We start from the raw sequence: 24,254 nt of genomic DNA, 5'->3' as shown, positions 1-24,254 counted from the left end.
CTTAGACGGCGTCTTCCAGTTCCAGTCGCGGCGCGATACCCAGAGCCTTCATCTCGTCCAGCAGGAGCTTGAACGCGTAGCTCATCTCGATCTCGTGGATGTCGGTCTCCTCGTCACAGTTCGGACAGTAGACGCGCCGTTGTTCGACGTTCTCGACCGCGCTCATCCCACAGTTGCCACAGACGTGGATGAACTCGCGGTCGGACTCATCGAGCAGCCGTTCTTTCAGCGTCATCGCGGCCCCGTGACCGATGAACACGTCGCGTTCCATCTCCCCGATACGGAGACCGCCCTCGCGGGCACGTCCCTCCGTCGGCTGGCGGGTCAGCACCTGCACCGGCCCGCGCGAGCGGGCGTGCAGTTTGTTCGAGACCATGTGGTAGAGCTTCTGGTAGAAAATGATCCCGACGAAGATCTCGGCCTCGATCTTCTCGCCCGTAATGCCGGAGTACATGGTCTCCTTGCCGGCGGAGTCGAACCCGGCTTCCTCGAGTCCCTTGCGGAGGTCCTCTTCGTCCTCGCCGAGGAACGGCGTCCCGTCGACGCGACGGCCCTCCATCGCGCCGAGTTTGCCGCCGATCATCTCGAGGATGTGACCGACGGTCATCCGCGACGGCAGCGCGTGGGGGTTCAACACGAGGTCCGGCACGACGCCGTCCTCGGTGAAGGGCATGTCCTCCTGTGGTGCGAGGTGGCCGACGACCCCCTTCTGGCCGTGTCGCGACGCGAACTTGTCTCCCAGTTCGGGGATGCGCTCGTCGCGGACGGAGACCTTCGAGAGCTTCGAGCCGTCCTCGCCCTCCATGAGGGTGACGGTGTCGACGACGCCGGACTCGCCGGATCGCATAGTGACCGAAGTCTCACGGCGCTTCTGTGGCGAGAGGCCGCCCATGTCGTCGGGTTCCTCGAGGAACCGCGGCGGGCTCGTTTTCCCCAGCAGGACGGAGTTCTCGTCGACTTCCGTCTCGGGGTTGACGAGGCCGTCCTCGTCCAGATGAGCGTAGGCTTCCTCGCCGCGGGCACCGCGGACGTCCTGAGAGGGGATCTCGAAACGATCCTCCTGACCGCCGGGATATCGCCGTTCCTCGCCCTCGTAAGTCCGGAAGAAGTGCGATCGGGCAAGCGCCCGTTCGACGCTTGCCTTGTTCATGACAAGCGCGTCCTCGATGTTGAACCCCTCGTAGCTCATCACGGCGACGACGAAGTTCTGGGCTGCGGGCCGGTCGTCGAAGCCGATCTGTTCGGTAGTCTGGGTCTTGACCATCGAGAGCTGTGGGTAATGCAGCAGGTGCTGGCGCGTATCCGGTCGGATCCGGTAGTTCGCCGACGGCAGCCCCAGCGACTGCTTGATCATCCCCGCACCCATCGTAATACGCGGACTCGCGTTGTGCTCGGGGTAGGGGATCATCCCCGCACCGATCCCGAAGATCAGCGACGGGTCGATCTCGAGGTGCGTGTGTTTCTCGGTGAGATCGTCCTCGTCGACGGCGACGAGGATGTCCTCTTCCTCCTCGGCGTCGATGAACTCGACGTAGCCGTGGTCGACGAGGTCCTCGAACTCGAGATCGCCGTTACGGAGCGCTTCGATCTCCTGGTCGGAGATGCGGGGTTCGCCGTCCTCGACGACCAACAGCGGCCGCCGGGCACGACCCGCGTCGGCGTTGACGATCACTTCGCGGGTACGGTCTTTGACCGAGACGTTGACCATCTCGGAAACGTCGCCGATGCGTCGTGCTTCTCGGATCTGTTCTGCGAGTTCGTGCGGGTTCGGGTGCGTTCCAACCAGCGACCCGTTGACGTAGACTTTGGCGTCTCGTTCTTGGCTACTCATGATTGATCAGTCGTCTGCCGGCGATGTCGATCGTTCGATGCTCTCGATGCCCGGAATACCCTCGACGCCCATCGAGGCCAGTTCGCGTTTGAGTTTGCTCTCGTCCTCGACGTTCTGGGAGAGTTCCATCGCTTGTGCGAAGTTCTTTACCAGCCCACAGTTCGGTCCTTCGGGCGTCTCGGAGGGACAGATGCGACCCCACTGGGTCGCGTGCAGGTCACGCGCCTCGAAGTGGGGCTGCGAGCGCGAGAGCGGGCTGCGAAGCCGACGCAGGTGCGAGAGCACGCCCATGAAGTCGGTCCGGTCGACGAGCTGGCTCACGCCGGAGCGGCCGCCGACCCAGTTGCCGGTCGCGATCGGGTGTTCGAGTCGCTCCGTCAGGACGTCCGATCGGACGACCGTCGAGACCGAGAGGTTCCGGTTGCGCATGTTCGCGCGCTCGAGCTGGTATTTCACGTCCCGGGCGAGCTTGTTCAGCGCCGTCCGGAACAGATCCTTCATCAGATCGCCGCTGACCTTCAGGCGTTTGTTGGCGTAGTGGTCCTTGTCGTCGGCCTCGCGTCGGCCCAACGCGAGTTCGAAACAGGCCTCGGCCATCCGACAGAGGTAGTGGGCCTTGTTGATTCGGACGTCCTCCTCGGGGACCCCGTCCTCGTGGAGATGGGGCAGGAGGTAGCGGTCGATGACGTAGTTGGCGCGCTTGAGCTGGTAGTTTTTGCCCTGGCCGGAGGCGACCCGACGCCCGAGCGCCTCGATGGCCTCCTCTTCGGTCTGGACGTCCGCTTCCTCCAGGTTCTCGAGCATGTACTTGACGACCTCGGGATCGTTCGAGACCTTGTGGACGATCTCCTCGTCGGACTCGAGGCCCAGCGCACGCACGAGCGTCACGAAGTTGATCGATCCCGAGACGGAGGGGAACGAGACCTCGAGCAGCCCGTCACGCGTTCGTTCACAGAGTACCAGGGCGCGGTACCCCCGCCGCTGTGAGAACGTCTTGGCGACCTGAATCTCGTCGCCGTACTTGGTGTCGTACTCGGCGAGGATCTTGTTTGGCGCGAGGTCCTCGCTGGTCATCAGCACCCGCTCGGAGCCGTTGACGATGAAGTAGCCGCCGGGATCGGCCGGGTCTTCGCCGATTTCGATGAGTTCCTCGTCGGAAAAGCCCGCAATGTTACACTTCTCGGAACCGACCATGATCGGCATGCGACCGATCTTGGTCTCCGTGGAGTCGACGACCCGCTGGTCACCCTCCTCGCCTTTGACGATAGACATCTCCATGAAGACCGGCGCGGAGTAGGTGATGTTCCGGAGGCGGGCCTCCTGCGGGTACAGCAGTTCCTCGGAGCCGTCCGCCTCGCGGACGCGGGGCGTGACGACGCGAACGTCGCCGAGTTCGACGTGTACCGGCTCCTCGCCTTCCTTGTCGCCGATGTCAGTGTCGATCGTCTCCTTCTCGTCGACGACTTCCTGCATGCCGCGGTTGAGGAAGGCGTTGAAGGAGCGATAGTGGTGTTCTGCGAGCCGTTCCCTCGAGAAGTATTCGCGCGAAATGTCCCGTCGTTTGTCTCGGTCGAGTTCCATTGCCATTTATTCCACCACGAGTCGGTATACGACTGCCTGATCGGTTGTCCGTGAGTCGCGAACGATCTTGATGACGTCGCCGACCTCCGCCTCGTCCGGCAGGGCGGGGTCGTTGCGTTTGATTTTGGGCAGGTCTGTACGGTCGATATCGTACTCGGAGAGCACCTCCTCGAGCACGTCCTCCTCGAGGACGGTGTGTTCCGGAACGAGTTCGTGTTGGCTTACGTCTACCATGTGTTGATGATGTGCGTGTGGGCTATCGGGAGAGAAGCGGCTGTCACGAGATACTACAGCCAGATACCGTCGGGAAGCATTTAACGGTTACTAACTCGATCCAAAAGCACGGCTAACCAACCCCGGGCGAACCTGACCGGAGTTGCCGATCACACGTGTCAATACCCGGTTATCAGTTAAATTCCTTGTGGGTCGTGTGAGTAATTGGCATAGATACCTCCTCGAGCGGCCGAAATCGTGTCCCGATTCGCCGTACCACACGGGGTTCGATTGGAAAGCCTTAATACTCTCACCCGGAAACGATGAGTTGCGAGCCCGGGTGGTGTAGTGGCCCATCATACGACCCTGTCACGGTCGTGACGCGGGTTCAAATCCCGCCTCGGGCGCTTTTCCGATACTCGACTTCGACAGCGGGTCGCTCGTTCTCACGGCTGGACGACTGGAGCCCTCGCGTCCAACTGCCGGTGTGCTATCGGTACCCTCCGACCGCGAAGTCGCGCACTCGAGGGGCCATCAGGTTTAATGATTATATATCGAATTACCAAGATATGGATGCGAGACGGGACGGTAACCCCGACGGCCGTTCGATACGGGGGGTATACGATACGTTGCGGGGGCGATACGTCTTCAAAATCGGCGCGGCGATTCTCGTCGTCACGGGGTTGCTCCTCGGAGTGGGCTACATCACGTTTTCCGGCGTTCAGGCGAGCGTCGAGAACGACGCCGAGGAAACGCTGCTCAAGTCAGCCGATCGAGAAGCCAGCGGTATCAACGAATTCGTCCAGGACCGAAACGCCGACGTCGTCCGTCTCTCGAAGGACGAGACGATCACGGACGGCACCGAGGACGAGATCCGCACCGCACTCCGGACGAACCTCGAAATCCTCCCCAGCGACGTCCAGTCGATCCACTACTACAATATGGAGACGAGTACGATCGAAATCAGCACACAATCGGAGCGGGAGGGCCAACAGGTGGTTCAATCGGACCGCCCGTGGGCGGTCCGTGCCGTCTCGTTCAGCGGCGTCGACGGCGCCCGCTCGTTCGAACCGTACGAAATCGGCGGCGAGAAACGGATCGGATTCGTCAGCCCGGTCGAGGGACAACGGACACGCGCGATAGTCATCACCGTCGATCTGACCGAACGGGGAGCACTACTTACGGCACCCGTCGAGGGAGGGACGATCGAAGTCGTCTCCACGAGGAACGGACGGGTCGCGCTCGCCGAGGACACCGGGAAAATCCTCGGCGAGTACGCCATGCTCGAAGCACTACCCCGGCTCGAGGAGGAGGTTACGGAGCCACGAACCGACGTGGTAACGGCGAGCCACGACGGGATCGAAGACGATCAGGCCGTCGTCGCGACGGTCCCGATCGACGAGAAATCGTGGGTCGTCACCGTCGTCGCCCCGCGGAGCACGGTCTTTGGAACCGTCGACGAAGTGACACGAAGTCTCATGGTTCTGATCGGGATCTCGCTGCTCGGTTTCGTCGCGGTTGGCGCGGTCATCTCCCGGGATATCAACGGTTCGCTCGAGGAGTTGACCGAATACGCCGAAGCGATCGAGAGCGGTGATCTCGACGTGACGATCGATCAGTCCCGGAGCGACGAGTTCGGCGAGTTATCGACGCTGTTCGTCCGGATCCGGGAGACGCTCAAATCACAACTTTCGGACGTCAAACGGCGCGCACAGGAGGCCGAAGCGGAACGCGAGCGAGCCGAGCAGGCCAAAGCGGAGGCCGAAACGGCGAAAGCGACGGCACAGCAGGCCAAAGCGGAGGCCGAAGCGCTGAACACACACTTGGAATCGAAAGCGGCCGCCTACCGCGATACCATCGAGGCAGCCGCCGACGGCGACCTCACGAGGCGACTCGAGACGGACAGTCAGAGTCAGGCCATGACCGAGATCGGCGAGGCGATCAATCAGATGCTAACCGACATCGAGCAACTCGTGGTCCGGATCCAGCACGTCGCCCAGGAGGTCGACGATCGGAGTTCGGACGTGACCGCTTCCACCGAAGAGATCGAGGCCTCGAGCGGCGACGTTGCCGAAAGCATCGAGGAGATTTCGGCCGGCGCGGATACCCAAAGCCGGAAACTCGAGACCGCAGCCGAGGAACTGACTGAGCTTTCCGCGACCATCGAGGAGGTTGCGTCCTCGTCGGAGACCGTCGCGGAGCAGTCGGAACAGGCCGCCACGAGGGGGAAACAGGGCCAACGGGCCGCGACCGAGGCAATCGAGGAGATGGACCGAATCGAATCGAAAGCTGCGGCGACCGTCGACGAGATGGAGACCTTGCAGCGCGACGTCGAACGAATCGGCGAGATCGTCGAGGTGATCGACGACATCGCCGAAGAGACCAACCTGCTGGCGATAAACGCATCCATCGAGGCCGCGAACGCGGAGGCGTCCGGAGACGGGTTCGCGGTGGTCGCGACCGAAGTCAAGTCGCTCGCGGAGGAAACCGCTGTGGCGACACGGGAGGTCGAACAACTCGTCGAAGCCGTCGAGGAGTCGACGGAATCCGTTGCTGACGACATGTTCGAGATGCAGGCCGACATCGAAGACGGGAGGGAAACCATCGACGAAGCCGCCGAGACGCTCGAGTCGATCGGCGACCGGATCGACGAGGCCAACGCCGGCATCCAGTCGATCAACGAGGCGACTGACGAGCAGGCGACCTCGGCCCAGGAGGTCGCCACGATGGTCGACGACATCACGAGCGTCAGCGATCGGACGGCAACGGAGGTCCAGAACGTCTCCGCTGCCGCCGAGGAACAGACGAGTTCGATCCAACGAATCGCGACCAGTACCGAGTCGCTCTCGGATCGTGCAGAGGAGTTACAATCGCTGGTCGGTCGCTTCGAGACACGGGCCGAAACGATGGGGACAGGAAAGCCCGCAGCGCCGGGAGACGACTGACCGGATCGTCCCCGCGATCGGGGTGACTGCTCCGAACAGAACAAAACCCTTAATACTCTCACCCGGAAACGATGAGTTGCGAGCCCGGGTGGTGTAGTGGCCCATCATACGACCCTGTCACGGTCGTGACGCGGGTTCAAATCCCGCCTCGGGCGCTTTTCCGATACTCGACTTCGATAGCGAACGGCTTTCTCCAGCGATCAGTCGGTGATCGAACATTGTGCAGGTTCGAACCACGACAAGTTCCTTTCGACGAACACCGGTCACCGATCGACCTCGGCCATCACCGTCCGCGAGCGCTCGGTTCCGACGCGACACCAGTGTGAGTGCGAACGGTATCCATCATCGATTCTGAAATACTAATTATTTAGTATTCGGTCCGTGATGCCTCCACAGACAGTGACTGCTGCTCAGGGACTCGACCAATGACGAACCAGATTACCGTCCTCGTTGTCGACAACGAACCGGGGTTTCCCGAACTCGCCGGGGAGATGCTCGAGCGCGAACGCGACGAGATCGTTGCCGTCCCAGCGAGAAGCGGCACCGAAGCGCTCGAAATACTCGCTCAGCGATCGGTCGACTGTATCGTCAGCGACTACGAGATGCCGGAGCTGACGGGGCTCGAGTTGCTCGAGCGGGTCCGGGAGGACGACCCGGATCTCCCCTTTATCCTCTTTACCGGACGCGGATCGGAGGAGGTCGCAAGCGAAGCGATCGCCGCGGGCGTAACCCAGTATCTCCAAAAGGAGTCCGGGGAGGAACAGTACACGCTGCTTGCAAACCAGATCACCAACGCCGTCCGCCAGTACCGGACCGAGACTGAACTGCGGGAGAACGAACGGCGGTACGAGCGGACGCTAGCGACGTTACACGAGACGACGCGGGATTTGATGCGGGCCGGCACCAAAGCGGAGATCTACCAATCGGCGGTCGACACTGCGGGCGAGATCCTCGACGTGGTCGTCGCCGCGGCGTACACGTTCGAGTCGACGGACGGCGTTCTCGAGCACGCCGCCTCGACCAGCGATGCGCGGGAACTCGTCGATCCCGAACGGACCTTCGAGCGAGGCGAGGGGCTGGTATGGGACGTGTTCTCCGACGGGGAAAGCGCCTATTACGAGGACCTGACGCGGGAAGACGGGATCACGACTACCGAGACGGAAACGCTGAGCCGAAGCGAACTGATCGTTCCGCTCGGCTCACACGGCGTGTTGGTTGCGGGTGCGACGGATGTCGACGGCTTCGACGAGACGATGACCGAACTGTTGCACATTCTGGCGGCAAACACCGAGGCAGCGCTCGATCGCGCGGAGCGAGAGCAGTTGCTCCGGGAACACGATCGGACGCTGACCCGACAGAACGAGGAGTTGACGCGGCTCAACCACATCAACGGGATCGTACGCGAAATCAACCACGGCGTCGCCCAGGCCTCGACGCGGACCGAGATCGAAACGACGGTCTGTGACCGGCTCGCGGACACCGAGCGCTATCGGCTCGCGTGGATCGCCTCGAACGACGACCAGCCGCCCGAACCGGCGGTCTGGGCGGGGGTCGACGCGACGTACGTCGATCGCATCCGGGCCGACGGCCAGTGTGCTCCCGAAACGGCACTGATCCGGGAAACGCTCGATACCAACCGAGTACAGCTCGTACGCGACGTCCTCGAGGCCGATGGCTGGGACAGGCGACGAAAGGAGGCGCTTACGTACGGGTATCAGACGATACTCGCAGTTCCGATCACCGACGGCGACCGACAGTACGGCGTCTTGCTCGTCCACGTCGAGGGAGTCGACGCGATCGGCGACGGCGAACGCGAGGTTCTTGCCGAACTCGGCGAAACCATCGGGCATGCGATCCGTTCGGTCGAGCGAACGCGGGCGATGCTGACGGATAGTCGGCTGGAACTCGAACTCGAGTGTGGGGACTCGGGACTGTTGCTCAACCGCCTTTCGAAGCGGATCGACGGGCAAATCACCCTCGAAGGCGTGATCGATCGCGGCAGCGGGATCGTCGCCTTCGTAAGCGTCCCGTCGACGGCGGAACTCGACGGCCTCGAGTCCGAGCGAGCGTCGATCGAAACGCTGTCGGTCGTTTCGGAAGGGGACGACGAAACGCTGTACGAAACGACGATCACGACGACGCCGTTTCTCGAGGTGTTGCGGTCGTTCGACGTCCAGTGGCGGGCAGCAAGAGTCGAAAACGGAACGGCGACGCTGGTGTTCGAGGTGCCACAGGGAATCGATACGCGGTCGCTGGTCGAGTCGATCAGGGACGTCTACCCCGAGACGGAACTCGTCGCGAAACGCGAGACGACCACCCGATCGGCACGACAGCTCGATACCCATCTCGAGGAACGGCTCACCGACAAACAGTTCGAGGCCCTGCAGGCGGCCCACTACAGCGGATTCTTCGAGTGGCCCCGCGAGAGTACGGGGGAGGACCTCGCGGCCGCGCTCGACGTGTCACCGCCGACCTACCACTACCACCTGCGAGCGGCCGAACGGAAACTGGTGCGGCTGGCCTTCGAGAGAGACTCTAACTAATTAGTACTGTCCTCTAGAGGGTACTAAACAAATAGAAATTATATTTAATCACCGGCGGTCCGTACGACCAAGTGGCGATCTGCGGTAGACTGTCGCCACCCCCAATCCCCCACCCCCACTTTCCGAGGCACTCTCGACCCGAGAGCGGTCAGTGTCGCTCATCGTCGCTGATCTGGTCCCGGCCCGGACCGCCGAGGTCGGGGCCAGCGGACCGGGCTGTCCGCAGTCCATCGACTCGAGTGCCACGGAATCGAAGCGACGGCCGTCAGTGTGACTGGACGTCCTCCCACTCGATCCAGTCCTGTTCCCAACCGCGCCGGGATTCGGCGCGGCGTCGCGCACGCTCGCGGTCCTCGCGGGCCGTTCGATCGCGTTCTACGGCCCCCGACTGCTCGCCGTCGACCAGCAACGGGTCGAACGAAACCGCCTCGAACTGCTCCCGGCCGCCGTCGGCCGAGATCGCTTCGAGTCGCTGCCGGTTGGCTCCCCGCGGAAACACGAGTCGGCCGCCGTCTGTCAGTTGTTCGAGCAGCGCCCGAGGCGGATCGACGGCGGCGGCCTCGAGCAGGATTCGGTCGAACGGGGCGTACTCCGGGAAGCCGTCCGCTCCGTCGCGACGATCGACGAGGACGCCGTCGTAGCCTGCGCTGGCGAGGTTCTGCCGCGCTTCGATCACGAGCGGGCGAGCGATGTCGACGGCGTGAACGTTGGTTTCGCCGACGAGTTCGGCGGCGACGGCCGCCGTGTAGCCGACGCCGGCACCGACGATCAACACCGTCTCGTCGTCCTCGATTGAAAGCACCTGCAGGAGTCGGGCGACGGTGCTCGGGGCGAGCACACGGGTGCCGAGAGTTTCGTGTTCGCGATCGGCGTAGGCCGTTCGCTCGTCGTCGACGAACTCGTGACGGGGGACGTCACGCATCGCGACGGCGACGGCTTCGTCCTGAAGGACGTCCTTGGCCGCGGACTCGAGTCCGTCGACCATGTCCTCTCGCAGTACCGCGGGGTCCATAGCCGGGCTACCGCTCGGGAGAGTATCAATGGCCCGCTTGCGCGACCCGGCGGTTCACGCGGGCACGGCCCTCTAGCCGCGCATCTCGACGAACCGAACGCCGCCGTATTCGGTGCGCTCGAGCGAGCCGTCCGCTCGTTTCTCGGCGTGGACGAGCGTCTGAAACCCGGTCCCGATCGGCGCGAGTAACTGGCCGCCGGGCCGGACCTGCTCGACGACGGGATCGGGAAGCGCCGACGTCGCACAGGTGAAATACGCAGCGTCGAACGGGGCGTGTTCGGGCCACCCTTCACGACCGTCGCCGACGCGGACCGAGACCGCACCGTACCCCGCCTCCGCGAGGGAGTCACGCGCCCGGTCGGCGAGTTCCTCGCTGTACTCGACGCTGTAGACGTGTGCCGCCCCCACGAGTTCGGCGGTCACCGCGGCGTGGTAGCCACGGCCGGTACCGATCTCGAGGACGTCGTCGCCGTGCTCGAGGTGGAGTTTGTCGGCCATGATCGCGACCATATGCGGTGCGCTGATCGTCTGTCCGTCACCGATCGGGAGCGGCCGATCGGCGTAGGCGCTTGCTCGACGATCCGCCGGGACGAACTCGTGACGGGGGACCGACTCGAGGGCCTCGAGAACGCGTTCGTCGTCAACGCGCGAGGCGACGGTTCGGACCATACGCTTGCGGGCGGTCTCGTGGTCGTCGGACCCGTCGGGACCGAACCGATCGAACATGCGGCTATCCTCGGAACGCACGGCCAATAGAGTGTGGGACGCGAATGCCGGGTCGCGTCCGGCGGCGGTCGGTAACTGCGACCCGCGTTCGAACCGCGAGGCCGATCACTTACCGCCCGCCGTGGGCGTTGCCTCCTCCGTCGGGACGCCCGCGTCGGTCGCATCCGCCTGCTGGTACGTGATGTTCCAGCCGGTGAGTCCCATCACCACGAGGATAAGCGGCGACAGGAATCCGAGGAAGTAGTAGGGTGCATACTGGAACGTCCCGACGCCCAGTGTCCCCGCCATGAAGACGGCACCGCTGTTCCAAGGGATCAACGCGCTGGTCACCGTGCCGGACGCTTCGACCGCCCGTGACAGGTTCTCGCTTTTGAGCCCCTTCTCCTCGTAGAGTTCCCCAAGGGTGATTCCGGGGACGACGATACTGATGTACTGTTCGGCGGCGAGGGCGTTCATCGAAATCGCGGAGACGGCAGTGACACCGGTGAGACTGGCGGCCCCCTGAGCCAGCCGACCGAGGTGGTGTGCGAGGACCGCGATGACCCCGGTCCGTTCGAACATGCCGCCGAGCGCGAGCGCCGAAATGGCGATCGTCACCGCCCACGCACCGCCGATCATGCCACCGCTTTCGAGCAGTCCGTCGACGACTGCCAGTCCCGTTTCGGGTTCCGTTCCCGACTGGGCCACAGCCCAGACCGCGTCGAACGCCGATCCCTGGAGTGCGTACGACGTTATGGCCCCGGAAAAGACGCCCGCACCGAGGGCGGGAATGGCGGAGACGCCGTAGATCGCCAGAGCGAACGTCACGACCAGCGGAAACAGCGAAAGCGGCGTGATGTGATACGCTCCGGTAAGTGCCGTCTGTATCTCCGCAACCCGATCGACGGGAATGGACCCCGACGCCCGAATGCCGAGGACCGCATACAGGAAGACACAGATCACGAACGCGAGCACCGTTCCGTTCCGCATCGCGTTGATGTGATCGTACAGATCCGTGTCCGTAACCGCCGCCGCGAGGTTCGTCGTATCGGACAGGGGGGATTGCTTGTCGCCGGCGTACGCTCCCGACAGGATCGCCCCTGCCGTCATCGGTTCCGGGAGGCCGAGTCCGGATCCGATCCCGATGAACGCGACGCCGAGCGTCCCCGCCGCCGTCCACGACGACCCGATCGCGAACGTGATAACTGCGGTAATGATCGCCGTCATGGGGAGGAAAATCGCCGGCGTCAGTAACTCGAGTCCGTAGTACATCAACATCGGAATCGTCCCCGCGTGGATCCACGTCGCGATCAACGCGTAGACGATAAAGAGGATGAAGATGACCTGCATCCCCATGACGATGCCGCCGGAGATACCGTCGTACAGCTCTTTCCAGGACGTGTCGAACCGGTAGTAGCTAAACAGTCCGGTGAACGTAATCCCCCAGAAGAGCGGAAACTGCGGGTCCATCCCGTAGATCCCGATCCCGATCGCGAGAAAGCCGATCATTCCCACGACGGGGATGAGCGCCTCGAGCAAGGACGGGCGATTCTCCGGATCGATCTCGTCGTATAAACGGACGGAATACTCGTCGGACATAGTGGATACGTTATTTCGAATCGTGTGGCAGTGAGGGACCCGACGTCCGCAGTTGGGCTACCGGATCGTCAACCGAGAGTTGGACGGTTATGCGCCGAGACGACACCGTGCCCGCATCGAGCCCACCCGTTTGCCAACACATGACAGTTCATCCGTCGCAACAATTAGTTATAAAGACAGTGATGTTCTTCTACTATACCCTTGTTTTATGTACTCTGATAGCCCTCTAATTGATATCTCATCAATTCAAATATTTTAATTAGGTGCTTGTCGGAAACGGTCGAACGATACCGGACCGAACGATGAAACCGATGGACGACGGAGAACTCCGTGTTACTTGCAACACCCTGTAGCTCGGTGTCGTCGGAGTGAGCGGCAGGATAACGAACCGGTCGAACGACGTCACCGAGGGGCGACGGATTACCAGGCCGACCAGGCGCTGGTCGTCTGGTCGTAGGCGTAGACGCGCTTGACGTCTTTTGCGAGTACCGTATCCCCTTCCATTTCGTATCGGTCACGATCGTAGCCGGAGGCGTCGTCACGAACGACGAACGCGTCGATTTCGAACTCGTCGTCGCCGAACTCCTCGATCTCCCCGACTTCGAACTCGTAATCGCCGGGGACGTGGACCGTGATACTCCGGCTGTCGTCCCGGGACCCGTCCTGTGGATGGACGGTGACGTTGACCGCGACGTTGTCGACCTCGCGGCTCCAGACGGTTTCGATGTCGTCGGCCGGAGCCTCTTCGGTTCGCCGGTGGCCATCGAGCTCGACGCTCGTGACGCGGACGGTCGAGAGGACTTCCTCGGTCTCGAGGATAAACTCGTCACCGACCGAGACGGTCTCGTCTTCTGGCGCGGTGACGTTCGCCGTGAACGACTCGCCGCCCTGAGAGACGACGACATCGAGGGTAACCTCGGAGGGACGTTCCGGTTGCACTTTGTGGACGTGGCTACACTCGCTACAGCGGACGGTGACGGTGCCGCCCCCTTCGGTGAGTACTTCGTGGACCGTCTCGAGGTCCGGCGAGCACGAAGGACAGGGCGTCGGAACCCGATCCGGGAGTTCGCTCATACCACGTCGTAGACGCCACGCACCTAAAAGGCGATTGGACCGACGCTAGTTCCCCTGAATCGCGTCGATCACCATCGCCGCGGCGATGATGGGCTCTTTCGGGACGCTGCTTGCGTCGTCGATGACGATCTCGTAGCGGTCCCGCAGCGAGAACTGCCCGTCGATGGAGCCGACGTGTGCACCCTCTTGGTCTGTAATCTCGTACTTGTGCGGGATAAAGCCGCCGAACGGAACGATGTTCCGGGCCAGCGTCACGGCCGCGCCACGGGAGTTGATCTCGGCCAGTTTCGCCTCGGTCGTCGCATCGCGGATCTTCCAGGTGTCCTGAAAGATCGAGTAGTCGTTGTCCAGAATGACCAGATCCTCGCCGGTCTCAGCGTCGGAGAGCACGTAGTTGCCTGCGACGTCGATGATGCCGCCGGCTTTCACCGTGAACACTTCGTTCCCGTCGCCGTCGGTAAAGGGGAACTCCTCTTTCATCTTCAGCATCTTCTGTTTCCCCTTGAGAACGGTATTCCCGTCGGCATCGAGCGCCTTGTACTTGTTCCGGATGAATCCCTGTTCGACCGTATACTGGTCGTCAGAGAGGTCGATTCCTGCAATATCGTACGATCGCGTATCGCTCATCGAGAGAGCAGTTACACTACCGTTACTTGAAACCCAATGATACAGACACATCAAGAAGTGAACCAACGTTCCGAATGACGTACTGTTCAGAGATACAGCCGCGGGTTGCGTACCGGACGGATCAGTTCCCGTCCGTCGTCGGGAGTTCGATCGCGTCACCGTCCGCGAAGACGGTCGGATCACGGATGATGCCGTCGAGGTGGATCGGCGCTTCCGTCTCGCCGCCGATCCCCGCGTCGTCGCCGATCGCGATGTGGACGGTGCCGGCGGCCTTCTCGTCCAGCAGGACCGAGCCGACGAGTTCATCGACCGCGACGTTGGTACCGATCCCCAGTTCCGCGAGGTTGTACGCCGCGTCGCCGACCGACTCGGCCGCATCCTCGACGGTTTGCCGGATCTCGTCGTCCGAGATGTCCGTGACCAACCCGTCTTCGACTTCGAACGTGAGCGTCTCGTCGTCCTCGAGCAGTCCGTGGGGCATCATCGTCCCGTCGACGACGAACGTACCGTCGGCGGTTTCGGGGCTGACGAACACCTCGCCGGCGGGGAGGTTCGACATCGCTCCCGGTTCGTGGACGATGCCGGTGTCGGAGCGCCACTCCCGGTCGCCGATTCCGAACGAGATGTCCGTGCCGGCGGGGGTCGTCACCCGGACCTCGTCGGCGTCGGCGACCTGCTCGCGGACGGCCGCACAGTGGGCGGCGATCGACTCGTAGTCCGCCCGGAGTCCGGTCGTAAAGACCTCCTCGGTGATCCCCGGAAGGGTCGCGACGCGTGCACCGGCCTCGTTGGCTTCGGTCCGAGCGCGGGTGTGACTCAGGCTCTTGGTCGTCGGCGCGAGCACGACGTCGCCGTCGGCCATCGCCGCCGCGACGGGTGCAGGCGGCTCGCTTCCGTGGGTTTCCCCCGGCGGATAGCGGACGATGACGGCGTCGTCGGTGATCTCCCGTGCAGCCTCGTAGATCGCTTCGCCGATCGGTTCCCGCTCGTCGTCGGTGACGACGACGCAGGATTCCTCGGCCCCGAGATCGAGACACTGTCGAACTGCCGTTTCGGCAGCGGCGTCGCGTTCGGCCATACGCACACGTGCGAGCGACCGCCCGATAGATCCTTCCATTCGTGGCCCGCTATCGCGACGGCCGAGTGACGCGTTCGGCAGCGAGATCGGGAGGAAAAACTCCACTGCGAGTAAAAATCAGCCGGAGACCCTCGAAACGATTATCCCGCTCGGTGGTCCACTCCCGGATACATGATCCAGGTCGCGATCAACGGCTACGGTACGATCGGTAAACGCGTCGCGGACGCCGTCCGGCAACAGCCCGATATGGAGGTGCTGGGCGTCGCGAAGACCCGCCCGAACTTCGAGGCCGAGACGGCGATCGAGAAGGGGTTCCCGCTGTATGCGGCCGTCGAAGAGCGCGCCGATCAGTTCGACGAGGCCGGCCTCGAGATCGCCGGTCCCGTCGACGACCTCGTGGCCGAGGCCGACGTCGTCGTCGACGCCACACCCTCCGGGATCGGTGCCGAGAACAAGGCTCTCTACGAGGAGCACGGAACGCCGGCGCTCTATCAGGGCGGCGAGGACGCCGAGATCGCCGACGTCAGTTTCAACGCCCGATCGAACTTCGAGGACGCGACCGACGCCGACCACGTCCGGGTCGTCTCCTGTAACACGACCGGTCTCTCTCGAGTCATCGCGCCGCTTCGGGAGGCTTACGGCGTCGAGAAGGTCCGTGCGACGCTGGTGCGTCGCGGCGGCGATCCGGGCCAGACCTCCCGCGGCCCCATCAACGACATCCTCCCGAATCCGGTCACGATCCCCTCCCACCACGGCCCCGACGTCGAGACCATCTTCGACGGCCTCGACATCGATACCCTCGGGATGAAAGTCCCCGCGACGCTGATGCACATGCACAGCCTGAACGTCACGCTCGAGGAGTCCGTCGACGCCGCGGCCGTCCGGGAGTTGCTGGCCGCGGAGTCGCGACTGTTCCTGATTCCCGAGCGGTTCGCGATCGACGGCAGCGGCAAACTCAAAGAGTACGCTCTCGACGCGGGCCGTCCGCGCGGAGACATCTGGGAGAACTGCATCTGGGAGGAGTCGATCTCGACGGTCGGTCGCGACCTGTATCTCTTCCAGGGAATCCATCAGGAGTCGGACGTCGTCCCCGAGAACGTCGACGCGATCCGGGCGGTGCTTGGCGAAGCGGACGCCGAAGAAAGCATCGAGACGACCAACGAAACGCTCGGAATCGGACTGTGAATCGCCTCGGGGTCAAGCCCCGGGGCATTCGCCTCGACCGCCTGTAAACGGAAAGCAACGCGAGTTCACCGCGGCCACCGTGCGCGAGGTACTTCACGCGCCGATCACACAGCTGTCCGTCTCGGATAGCAACCGGCGTCGTGTCAGACATCCGAACACCGTTTCTTGGGTTCCAGTCGCCGAGAACAACTAGCGTCGACAGAAAGTTTTTGCCACACGGTCACCTACCACCGAACATGCGTAGAGACGACCGCGACGAACCTTTCGACGACCTCTTTCGCGAGATCGAGCGGATGATGAACGAGATGATGAACGGTGCCGACGCGAACGTCAATTTCGATTCCTCGAGCGGCGTCGAGAACGGATTCGGTATGGACACCCACGTCGACATCCACGAAACCGATGACGAGATTCGGGTCGTCGCCGACCTCCCCGGCGTCGAGAAGGAAAACATCGAACTCGAATGTGACGGCAAGACGCTGACGATCTCGGCCGGAAGCGAGCACCGCCAGTACGACGAACGCGTTTCCCTGCCGACCCGCGTCAACGAACACACCGCCTCCGCGACCTACAACAACGGCGTTCTCGAGGTCGTCTTCGACCCGGCAGAGCAGTCCTCGGGGATCAGTCTCGAGTAACGCGTCAGTCGCGGTCGCAGTCGTTTTCGCTACCGATTCGCAACCGATCGAATCGCGTCCGCAAGCCGGTCGTAAAACCCCGGTTCGTACTTCGTCTCCTCGTCGATCGTCGGGCGGGCGTTCGTCTCGTTGACGACGAGTCGCTCGTCCGTCTCGAGCAGGTCGACCCCCAGAAACGGGATCGAAAGCGTCTCGGCGACCGATTCGGCCATCGCCCGGTGTGGATCGGGGAGGTCGACGCCGGTCGCCTCGGCCCCGCGGTGGACGTTGTGTTTCCACTGGCCGTCGGCGACGGTCTCGTCGGGAAGTCGGCGCTCGACCGCACCGACGTACTCCCCCTCGAGCACCATCACGCGGTAGTCGGTCGCGCCGGGCAGGTACTCCTGGACGAGAAACGATCGGTCCCCGGTCGCGCGGTAGTCGTGGACCAGCGAGAGGTAATCACAGAGGCCGAGAAACGAATCGAGATCATGGGCCTTCGCGACGCCGACGCCGCGAGTCGTCGAGTTCGGTTTGACCACCACCGGAGGGTCAAATCGTTCGAAGACCGCCGTCAGCTCCTCGGTTCCGACGTCGTTCGAGACGTAGACCGATTTCGGAACCGGGAGGTCGGCCCGCTCCAGTCTGGCGAGAACTTCGGCCTTGTTTCGTGAAGTCAGGATCGCCCCGCGGTCGTTGAGCCACGGAATCTCGAGCAGGGCATCGGCGACCCCACCCTCCATGAGTCGGCCGGGATAGACGAAACCGACGTCGTACTCGTCGGCCGACCACGGCGGGTCCCCGAGCGGCACCACACGCTCGCTCGCGGGCACGTGATGAACCCGTATATCGCGCTCGGCAAGGGGATCGCGCATCCGGTGGAACGTCTCCTGATCGTTCGCCACCGCGAGATCGAGCATGGTCGAGACTCGGGAGCAGAGGAGTAAAAGGGACTCGAGACGGACGAGGCTGGATCGCCGTTCCGGGACGATCCCGGAATCGACCCGCGGGTCGCGTTTTCGATCGGAGCCACAGGTACGCGTCGACGGCAGCAAGCGGACTGCCGGAGCGGCCGTTCTTGCCGGGTTTCAGGAGGAAGGGGTCGCTGATCGGTCGCTACCTGCCTCGTATCGGGCGTTCTCCGCCATTATTTTAGGCCATCCAAAAACCAATGGTTTTATAAATTTTAGGTTTGCCTAAAATAGTGTATCGGTAAAGACATGATATCGAGACTATCACAGAAGGGGGAACGAGTATGAGCGGTTCTATCGGACGGCCGTGGCTCGAGAGCGGACTCGCTCTCGTTCTCGCGGTTTTGATGGTCACCGGCGCGGTCTCGCCGGTTGCGGGTGCCGCAGTAGCGACCGATCACTCCGTGCACGATTCGTCACGGACGCTCCGTGTCGATACGGATCGAGCGGTCGCGGCGGACCTCACGGAAAACGGGACCGATGAAACCCGGTCGTCGGACAACGAGACGACACCGGAGACCGGAACGGGGGAACGAAACGAAACACCGGACTCGGACGCCGATGACGGGGACGGATCGGATACCGGAGCGTCGGATGACGAGACGAACACGTCGGACGACGGGACGACTCCGGATACCGAACCCTCGGCGGATGACGGGGTTTCGACGGCCAACGAGACAACGGATAACGAGACGACGGAACTCAACGAGACACCCCCGAACAACGAAACACCAGCGGACGACGGGACGCCGAACGGGACGGTCACCGAGACTGCACGTTCGGGGAACGAAACCGAAGAGGTGATCGTCCGCGTCGAGGACTTCGAAATCCCCGGTGCGTCGGCGATGTCAACGGAGGGGGTCGTCGAGGAGTTGAAAGCCCGAGCCGAAAGCAGCCAACAGCCGATCATCGACTACGCGGAGTCGACGGACGGCGTGACGATCCGCAACACGTACTGGCTCACCAACGCCGTCCTCCTCGAGATCGATACGACCGAGGTCGACGTTCGGGAGTTGGTCGACCAAGAGGCCGTCACCGGGGTACACGAGAACTTCGAGGTTGAAGCCCCCAATCCGACCGAGAGCACCGGTGTCTCGACCGCCGACGCCGGGACGACGTACGGGCTCGAACAGATCAACGCGACCGAAGTCTGGGAGAAACACGGAACGCGAGGAGCCGGTGCGGAAGTCGCCGTCCTCGATACGGGAATCGATGCGAGCCATCCAGATCTGGAGCTCTCGACCGATGATCCGACCGACGAGACGTACCCCGGTGGATGGGCCGAGTTCGACAGCAACGGCGACCGCATCGAGGGCTCGACGCCGTACGCCAGCACCGACCACGGAACCCACGTCTCCGGCACCGTCGCCGGCGGCGACGCGAGCGGGACGGCCATCGGCGTCGCGCCCGATGCGGAGTTGAAACACGGACTGGTCCTTCCCGACGGCACCGGTTCGTTCGCCCAGATCATCGGGGGAATGGAGTGGGCCGTCGAGGAGGACGTCGACGTCATCAGTATGAGCCTCGGCGGCGACGGGTACCGCAGTACGCTCATCGAACCGATACGGAACGCCGAAGACACCGGAACGGTCGTCGTCGCCGCGATCGGAAACCACGGCCCCGAGAGATCCCACACGCCGGCGAACGTCTACGACGCGTACGCGGTCGGCGCGTCCGGTCCGAACCGGGACATCGCGAACTTCTCGAGCGGCGAACGCGTCCGGACCGATCGCGACTGGGGCGACGCCCAGCTCGATCACTGGCCGAACGAGTACGTCGTTCCCGACGTCTCAGCACCCGGCGTTGACACGTACAGCACCTTACCGGGCGGTGAGTACGGGGAAAAGTCCGGCACTTCGATGGCGACGCCACACGTCTCCGGCGTCGCAGCGCTTATGGTGTCGGCGTCGGGCGGCGATCTCTCACCCGACGAGATCAAGGACGCGCTCGACGACTCGGCGACCAAACCCGCCGGCGCTCCGGAACGGAAGGATACCCGGTACGGCCACGGGATCATCGACGCGATGGCCGCGACCACGGCGGTTGCAGCCGAACAAGGTGTTGACGGGACGGTCACGAACGCCGACGGGGAGCCGCTGACCGGTGCCTCGGTTCGGCTGGACAACGGTGCCGAAACGACGACAAACGAAACCGGTGCCTACCTCGTACGGGCGCTTCCGGGAACGTACGAAGTCACGGTCTCGGAGTTCGGGTACGAGTCGTCGACGGTCGAGGTCGACGTCGGCGAGGAAACGATGACCAGTCACGACGTGGCCCTTGAGCCGACGCTGGCGACCGACGTTACCGACCCGCAGGACGAGAAGGTCAAAGCCGGCGATGTCGCGTCCGTAACCTACCGGGCGGCACACGCCGACACCCTCACCGTCGAGCGAAGCGGTTCCCACGGAAACGTCACGCTCGTCGTCAACGGCGAAAAGCGAGCGTTCGGGACGCCGATCCCGATCGACCCGAGCGACGACGAGACGGTACGGGTGCGCGTCGAAACCGAGGCCGACTCAGGCGGTTCGATCGCCCTCGAGCACACGGTCTCGGGGATGAACGAGACGACGACGTTCACGACCGGTCCGACGACCGTCGTTCCGGATTCGACGTCCGTCGGCATCGTCGACAGTACCGGCTCGAAGTACGCCAAATCGGTCAGGACGGCGATAGACGAGACTCTCCCGACGGAGTATTTCGTCTCGGTCGTTTCGCCGGCGGAGGCGACGGCCAACATCGACAGCTACGACGTGTTCGTCGTCCACAAGGTCGACCCTGACGACGACCTCGAGTCGTTCGTCGACGCGACGGCCGATCCGGAAACCGGCGTCGTCTATCTCGACCAGTGGGGGAACACGAGCAACGGCGTTACGGCGCTTTCGCAGGCGACGCAAAATCCCGTCGTCACCGGCGAAACGACCCAGACCGATCGGCCGGAGTACGAGGTCGTCACGGGTCATCCGATCTTCGACGGCGTCGCCGCCGAGGGCGAGTCAGTCCGGATCCACGACCATTCGCGCGGCGACATTGCGTGGTTCGACCGCTACCAGGGGACGACGCTCGCGACGGCGAGCGACGACGGGACCGAACTCGGAACGGGAATCGCCATCGACGAGTCGACCCAGACCGCCCTCCTCTCGTCGCTGGGACGGGGATCGACGGTCAGAAACTCCGGGATAACCGGCGACGCCGACGCGATCCTGGGGAACGCGATCACGTACACGAACTCGTTGCCGCCGGCGTGGTTCGAGTCGAGACAGCCGGACCACGTCACGCCGGGTGCGTCGTTCGAGACGACCCTCGTCGCCGACGACCTCGAGGACGTCACCGTCAGGCTCACGGATTCGACGACCGCCGATCCCGAGAACCTCACGCTGTCCATCGACGGAACCGAACGGGAGTTCGGACAACGGTACGAGGTCGACGGGAGCGCGGAACGCATCCCGATCGAGGTCGATACGTCCGACGGGACGGTCGGTGCGGTCGGTCTGACGATCGACGTCGCAGGTAGTAACGGGACGGTCGAACTGTTGAGCGGCCGAACCGCGGTGTACGAGAAACCGCTGGTGGTCACCGAAGAGGTCGACACCATTCAGGAGGCGATCGACCTCGCACCACCGGAGACGACGGTCGAAATCCCCGAAGGGACCTACACCAACCCCGTAACGATCACGACGCCGGGGGTCACGCTAACGTCACACGGTGACGAGCGACCGACCGTCGAGGCGGACATCACAAGCTTCTACGATCCGGTCGTCCACGTGGACGCTCCGAACGTCACCGTCGAAGACATCGACGTCGTCGCGAACGGCCAAGCACCGGACGGGATCGAGGTCGATCGGCCGAACGCCACGATCAGACACGTCTCGGTTAGCGGGGCCTCCCACGGCGTGCTCGTCGGCGGCTCTGCATCCCACGCGTCGGGAACGGTCGTCCACGACGTCGAAATCTCCGACGGAGTCGACCTCCTCGCGCTCGGCGTAACCGTCGGCGAGGCCGACGACGTCCGGGTCTATAACGCTTCGATATCCGGACAGGACTCCGGAATCGACGTCTACACGTCCACCGATACCGTCATCGAGAACAACAGTATCACCGACAGCGAAGCGGGGATCACGACGTTCGACACCGATCAGGTCGAGTTCGTCGACAACGAGATCACCGACACGCGCGTCGGCATTCAGCTCGAGGGGTTCGCCGCCCCCGAGACCGTCAGCGGAAACGAGATTTCGAACGTCTCCGAGGGAATCTACGTCGAGGGGATCAACGCGGGCGGTCCGATCGTCGAAAACGAGATCGACGCCCACTACGGGATCTGGATCGAGCGCGCCGACGCCCCCGCGCTCGATATCAGACGCAACGACCTCTCGGAGACGAACGTCTCGATCGGAAACGATCTGGACGGATCGCTCCGGGCACCGCTGAACTACTACGGCGATCGAGTCGGGAACGAGTCGTTCACCGCGGGCGAAGTCGTTTACGAGCCGTTCCTGACCGCCCCGCCGGCGGAAGTCGACGCCGAGGAGCCCCGACGGATCGGCGTCGATCTGTCGCTCGAGGCAGGAAGCGCCTACGGCGTGAGTTTCCCGGGGACGACCGAGCAGACGGTCTCGGACGTACTGGATGCGGAGTTCGACGGCGTCGTCTACGGCTTCGACGCCGACGAGCAGGCGTGGACCCAGTTGACCGGCGACGACAGCGTCGCCGCGCTCCAGGGACTCGTCGTCGTGGCCGAAAGCGACGGTCGGATGACGATCAGCCACTACGCCGGCTCGGACGGACCCGCCACACCGGGACAGCGGTCCCTCTCGGAGGGATGGAACTTCGTCGGCGCTCCCGAGTACGCCGACGCTGACGGAGCGTTCGACCTCGAGACCGTCGATCCGGGACTCGCCATGGCCCCGTTCGACGCCCCCGGCGGTCAGCCCGGACCGGAGGGCGGCTTCGACGGCGTCTATCGGTTCAACGAATCCGAGCCGGCCCCCGCCGTGAGCGCGTACGAGGGGTACTTCGTATTCGCCGAAGGCGACGGAACTCTTCCATCGTATGTCGTCCCGAACCCGTCGATCACCGAGCTATACGAGGGCATCGGCGTGTACCGGGCCGACTCGATCGAACGCGACGCGGCCGAGGACGACAGGGACGGGCCGATCGTACGCAACGAAACCGAGCCGACCGCGGTCGACACCGTCCTGTCCCGAACCGCGGAGATGGATCGCGAAACGACCCGTTCGGTACTCGCACAGTACGTCTACCGCCAACTCGACGGCGGTCCCGATGAGATCGACGGCTCGCCGGGCGGTCTCGACGAAACGGCTGCAGCGATCGTCGACGACGCACCGGCCGAAAACCGGAGTCTCGTCGAGGGTGCGGTGGAAGACGCCCTGCGGCGGGCTCGCGGAAACGCGTCCGCAGACGTCGGTAACCACCCCACAACGAGCACCGAACCTACCCAGGATAGTGCGCCGAGAGCGAACGACGTGACCGGATAAGTCAATGATATCGATGAAAACGCTGCGATCGAGGCGAACGCTACCCGCGCTCGTGGTCGTGATGATCGTACTCGCAACCGGCGCTGCCGGTACCGTTCCGGCAGTGTCCGCGCAAGACGACAGTCCGCCGCCATCGCCGGAAGCGTACTACGGTAACGTGACCGTCGGCGGCGATCCGGCCCCCGCAGGGACCGAGATCACCGCTCGGATAGACGGCGAACAACGGGGACGGCTGGTTACCGACGAAGCCGGAACCTACGGCGGCTCGGGCGGCGGTGAACCGAAACTCGTCGTCAGCGGGAGCCGTGCCGACGACGGCGCGACGGTCACGTTCTTCGTAAACGGCGAGCAAGCGACCGAAACGTCGGACTGGGAGTCGACAGCCGTAACCGAACTCGATCTCACCGTTCCCGCCAACGATGACGGTAGCTCCGGCGGCAGTGGCGGATCCGGCGGCAGTGGCGGCTCCGGCGGCAGTGGCGGCTCCGGCGGCAGTGGCGGCTCCGGCGGCAGTGGCGGATCCGGCGGTAATAGCGACGACAGCGACGACGAGACCGGCGGCAGCAACGGGACCGACGCCATCGGGAACGAACCGGCGGACAACGGCACTGGCACCGCCGACGGAGAAAACGGTACCGACACGCCGACCGATCCCGACGACGGCGACGGAAACGACGATTCAGTCGACGACGACGCGACATCCCCCGTTCCCGGATTCGGGGCCGGGGTAACGCTAGTGGCCGTAGTCCTGTCGGGACTGGGAGCCCGTCGCTTCGACCGT

16 protein-coding genes and 2 tRNA genes are annotated in these 24,254 nt (G+C 63.7%); 8 read left to right on the top strand and 10 right to left on the bottom strand.

Going from position 1 to position 24,254, the window contains the following annotated elements:
• Window position 1 precedes the first annotated feature (1 nt).
• The 3 genes from rpoB to TX80_RS06495 are packed head-to-tail and all read right to left on the bottom strand — an operon-like array spanning window position 2 to window position 3,646.
• The gene (gene rpoB / locus TX80_RS06505; protein WP_049922326.1) at window positions 2-1,831 is read right to left on the bottom strand and encodes a DNA-directed RNA polymerase subunit B; all 1,830 of its coding nucleotides are present in this window, start codon (window positions 1,829-1,831) and stop codon (window positions 2-4) included.
• Between the two features lie 6 nt (window positions 1,832-1,837).
• Window positions 1,838-3,418 (bottom strand): DNA-directed RNA polymerase subunit B'', encoded by a 1,581-nt coding sequence (locus TX80_RS06500; RefSeq protein ID WP_049922325.1) that lies wholly within the window; start codon window positions 3,416-3,418, stop codon window positions 1,838-1,840.
• The gene (locus TX80_RS06495) at window positions 3,419-3,646 is read right to left on the bottom strand and encodes a DNA-directed RNA polymerase subunit H (protein WP_049922324.1); all 228 of its coding nucleotides are present in this window, start codon (window positions 3,644-3,646) and stop codon (window positions 3,419-3,421) included. It lies immediately after the preceding gene.
• A 313-nt stretch (window positions 3,647-3,959) separates the two neighbouring features.
• Between TX80_RS06495 and TX80_RS06490 the strand changes: the two genes are divergently transcribed.
• From TX80_RS06490 to TX80_RS06475, 4 genes are all read left to right on the top strand, one after another.
• Window positions 3,960-4,032: transfer RNA gene (locus tag TX80_RS06490), tRNA-Asp, on the top strand.
• A gap of 162 nt (window positions 4,033-4,194) precedes the next feature.
• A complete protein-coding gene (locus TX80_RS06485) occupies window positions 4,195-6,570 on the top strand; it encodes a methyl-accepting chemotaxis protein (RefSeq protein ID WP_049922323.1) in 2,376 nt (791 codons plus the stop codon).
• Between the two features lie 82 nt (window positions 6,571-6,652).
• Window positions 6,653-6,725 (top strand) — tRNA-Asp (locus TX80_RS06480).
• 270 nt (window positions 6,726-6,995) lie between these two features.
• Window positions 6,996-9,113 (top strand): bacterio-opsin activator domain-containing protein, encoded by a 2,118-nt coding sequence (locus tag TX80_RS06475; RefSeq protein WP_049922322.1) that lies wholly within the window; start codon window positions 6,996-6,998, stop codon window positions 9,111-9,113.
• 265 nt (window positions 9,114-9,378) lie between these two features.
• On the opposite strand, the gene TX80_RS06470 is transcribed toward TX80_RS06475, so the two are convergent.
• The 6 genes from TX80_RS06470 to TX80_RS06445 all read right to left on the bottom strand — a co-directional run bounded on the left by TX80_RS06470 (window position 9,379) and on the right by TX80_RS06445 (window position 15,208).
• Complete coding sequence (locus TX80_RS06470; protein WP_049922321.1) at window positions 9,379-10,125, bottom strand: protein-L-isoaspartate O-methyltransferase family protein; 747 nt, start codon at window positions 10,123-10,125, stop codon at window positions 9,379-9,381.
• 72 nt (window positions 10,126-10,197) lie between these two features.
• Window positions 10,198-10,851, bottom strand: a complete 654-nt coding sequence (locus TX80_RS06465; protein ID WP_049922320.1) for a protein-L-isoaspartate(D-aspartate) O-methyltransferase — start codon at window positions 10,849-10,851, stop codon at window positions 10,198-10,200.
• A 105-nt stretch (window positions 10,852-10,956) separates the two neighbouring features.
• Entirely contained in the window at window positions 10,957-12,429 is a 1,473-nt protein-coding gene (gene arcD / locus TX80_RS06460; RefSeq protein WP_049922319.1) for an arginine/ornithine antiporter ArcD, read from the bottom strand.
• 420 nt (window positions 12,430-12,849) lie between these two features.
• On the bottom strand, window positions 12,850-13,503 hold the full coding sequence (locus TX80_RS06455; RefSeq protein ID WP_049922318.1) for an HVO_0476 family zinc finger protein: 654 nt from the start codon (window positions 13,501-13,503) through the stop codon (window positions 12,850-12,852).
• Window positions 13,504-13,548: 45 nt separating this feature from the next.
• Window positions 13,549-14,130, bottom strand: a complete 582-nt coding sequence (locus tag TX80_RS06450; protein ID WP_049922317.1) for an LURP-one-related/scramblase family protein — start codon at window positions 14,128-14,130, stop codon at window positions 13,549-13,551.
• Window positions 14,131-14,251: 121 nt separating this feature from the next.
• A complete protein-coding gene (locus TX80_RS06445) occupies window positions 14,252-15,208 on the bottom strand; it encodes an aminopeptidase (protein ID WP_049922316.1) in 957 nt (318 codons plus the stop codon).
• A 171-nt stretch (window positions 15,209-15,379) separates the two neighbouring features.
• Between TX80_RS06445 and TX80_RS06440 the strand changes: the two genes are divergently transcribed.
• Entirely contained in the window at window positions 15,380-16,393 is a 1,014-nt protein-coding gene (locus TX80_RS06440; protein ID WP_049922315.1) for a type II glyceraldehyde-3-phosphate dehydrogenase, read from the top strand.
• Between the two features lie 236 nt (window positions 16,394-16,629).
• The gene (locus tag TX80_RS06435) at window positions 16,630-17,031 is read left to right on the top strand and encodes an Hsp20/alpha crystallin family protein (protein ID WP_049922314.1); all 402 of its coding nucleotides are present in this window, start codon (window positions 16,630-16,632) and stop codon (window positions 17,029-17,031) included.
• 29 nt (window positions 17,032-17,060) lie between these two features.
• Here TX80_RS06435 and TX80_RS06430 read toward each other — a convergent pair whose 3' ends face one another.
• Window positions 17,061-17,930, bottom strand: a complete 870-nt coding sequence (locus tag TX80_RS06430; protein WP_049923172.1) for an ATP-grasp domain-containing protein — start codon at window positions 17,928-17,930, stop codon at window positions 17,061-17,063.
• Window positions 17,931-18,265: 335 nt separating this feature from the next.
• Between TX80_RS06430 and TX80_RS06425 the strand changes: the two genes are divergently transcribed.
• Window positions 18,266-23,473, top strand: a complete 5,208-nt coding sequence (locus TX80_RS06425) for a S8 family serine peptidase (RefSeq protein WP_049922313.1) — start codon at window positions 18,266-18,268, stop codon at window positions 23,471-23,473.
• Window positions 23,474-23,486: 13 nt separating this feature from the next.
• Window positions 23,487-24,254: hypothetical protein (locus TX80_RS19340; RefSeq protein WP_230198683.1), on the top strand; the 768-nt coding region annotated here is incomplete at its 3' end.

Origin of the sequence: Halopiger djelfimassiliensis (assembly GCF_000455365.1) — an archaeon.
Classification (GTDB): Archaea; Halobacteriota; Halobacteria; order Halobacteriales; family Natrialbaceae; genus Halopiger_B; species Halopiger_B djelfimassiliensis.
This window is presented reverse-complemented; position numbering and strand designations above follow the sequence as displayed.

Excerpts from the sequence above, each read along its gene's own strand:
- TX80_RS06485 (WP_049922323.1), top strand. The coding sequence starts at position 4,195 with ATGGATGCGAGACGGGACGGTAACCCCGACGGCCGTTCGATACGGGGG.
- TX80_RS06440 (WP_049922315.1), top strand. The coding sequence starts at position 15,380 with ATGATCCAGGTCGCGATCAACGGCTACGGTACGATCGGTAAACGCGTC.
- rpoB (WP_049922326.1), bottom strand. The coding sequence starts at position 1,831 with ATGAGTAGCCAAGAACGAGACGCCAAAGTCTACGTCAACGGGTCGCTG.
- TX80_RS06435 (WP_049922314.1), top strand. The coding sequence starts at position 16,630 with ATGCGTAGAGACGACCGCGACGAACCTTTCGACGACCTCTTTCGCGAG.
- arcD (WP_049922319.1), bottom strand. The coding sequence starts at position 12,429 with ATGTCCGACGAGTATTCCGTCCGTTTATACGACGAGATCGATCCGGAG.
- TX80_RS06430 (WP_049923172.1), bottom strand. The coding sequence starts at position 17,930 with ATGCTCGATCTCGCGGTGGCGAACGATCAGGAGACGTTCCACCGGATG.
- TX80_RS06500 (WP_049922325.1), bottom strand. The coding sequence starts at position 3,418 with ATGGCAATGGAACTCGACCGAGACAAACGACGGGACATTTCGCGCGAA.
- TX80_RS06495 (WP_049922324.1), bottom strand. The coding sequence starts at position 3,646 with ATGGTAGACGTAAGCCAACACGAACTCGTTCCGGAACACACCGTCCTC.
- TX80_RS06475 (WP_049922322.1), top strand. The coding sequence starts at position 6,996 with ATGACGAACCAGATTACCGTCCTCGTTGTCGACAACGAACCGGGGTTT.
- TX80_RS06450 (WP_049922317.1), bottom strand. The coding sequence starts at position 14,130 with ATGAGCGATACGCGATCGTACGATATTGCAGGAATCGACCTCTCTGAC.
- TX80_RS06455 (WP_049922318.1), bottom strand. The coding sequence starts at position 13,503 with ATGAGCGAACTCCCGGATCGGGTTCCGACGCCCTGTCCTTCGTGCTCG.
- TX80_RS06445 (WP_049922316.1), bottom strand. The coding sequence starts at position 15,208 with ATGGCCGAACGCGACGCCGCTGCCGAAACGGCAGTTCGACAGTGTCTC.
- TX80_RS06470 (WP_049922321.1), bottom strand. The coding sequence starts at position 10,125 with ATGGACCCCGCGGTACTGCGAGAGGACATGGTCGACGGACTCGAGTCC.
- TX80_RS06465 (WP_049922320.1), bottom strand. The coding sequence starts at position 10,851 with ATGTTCGATCGGTTCGGTCCCGACGGGTCCGACGACCACGAGACCGCC.
- TX80_RS06425 (WP_049922313.1), top strand. The coding sequence starts at position 18,266 with ATGAGCGGTTCTATCGGACGGCCGTGGCTCGAGAGCGGACTCGCTCTC.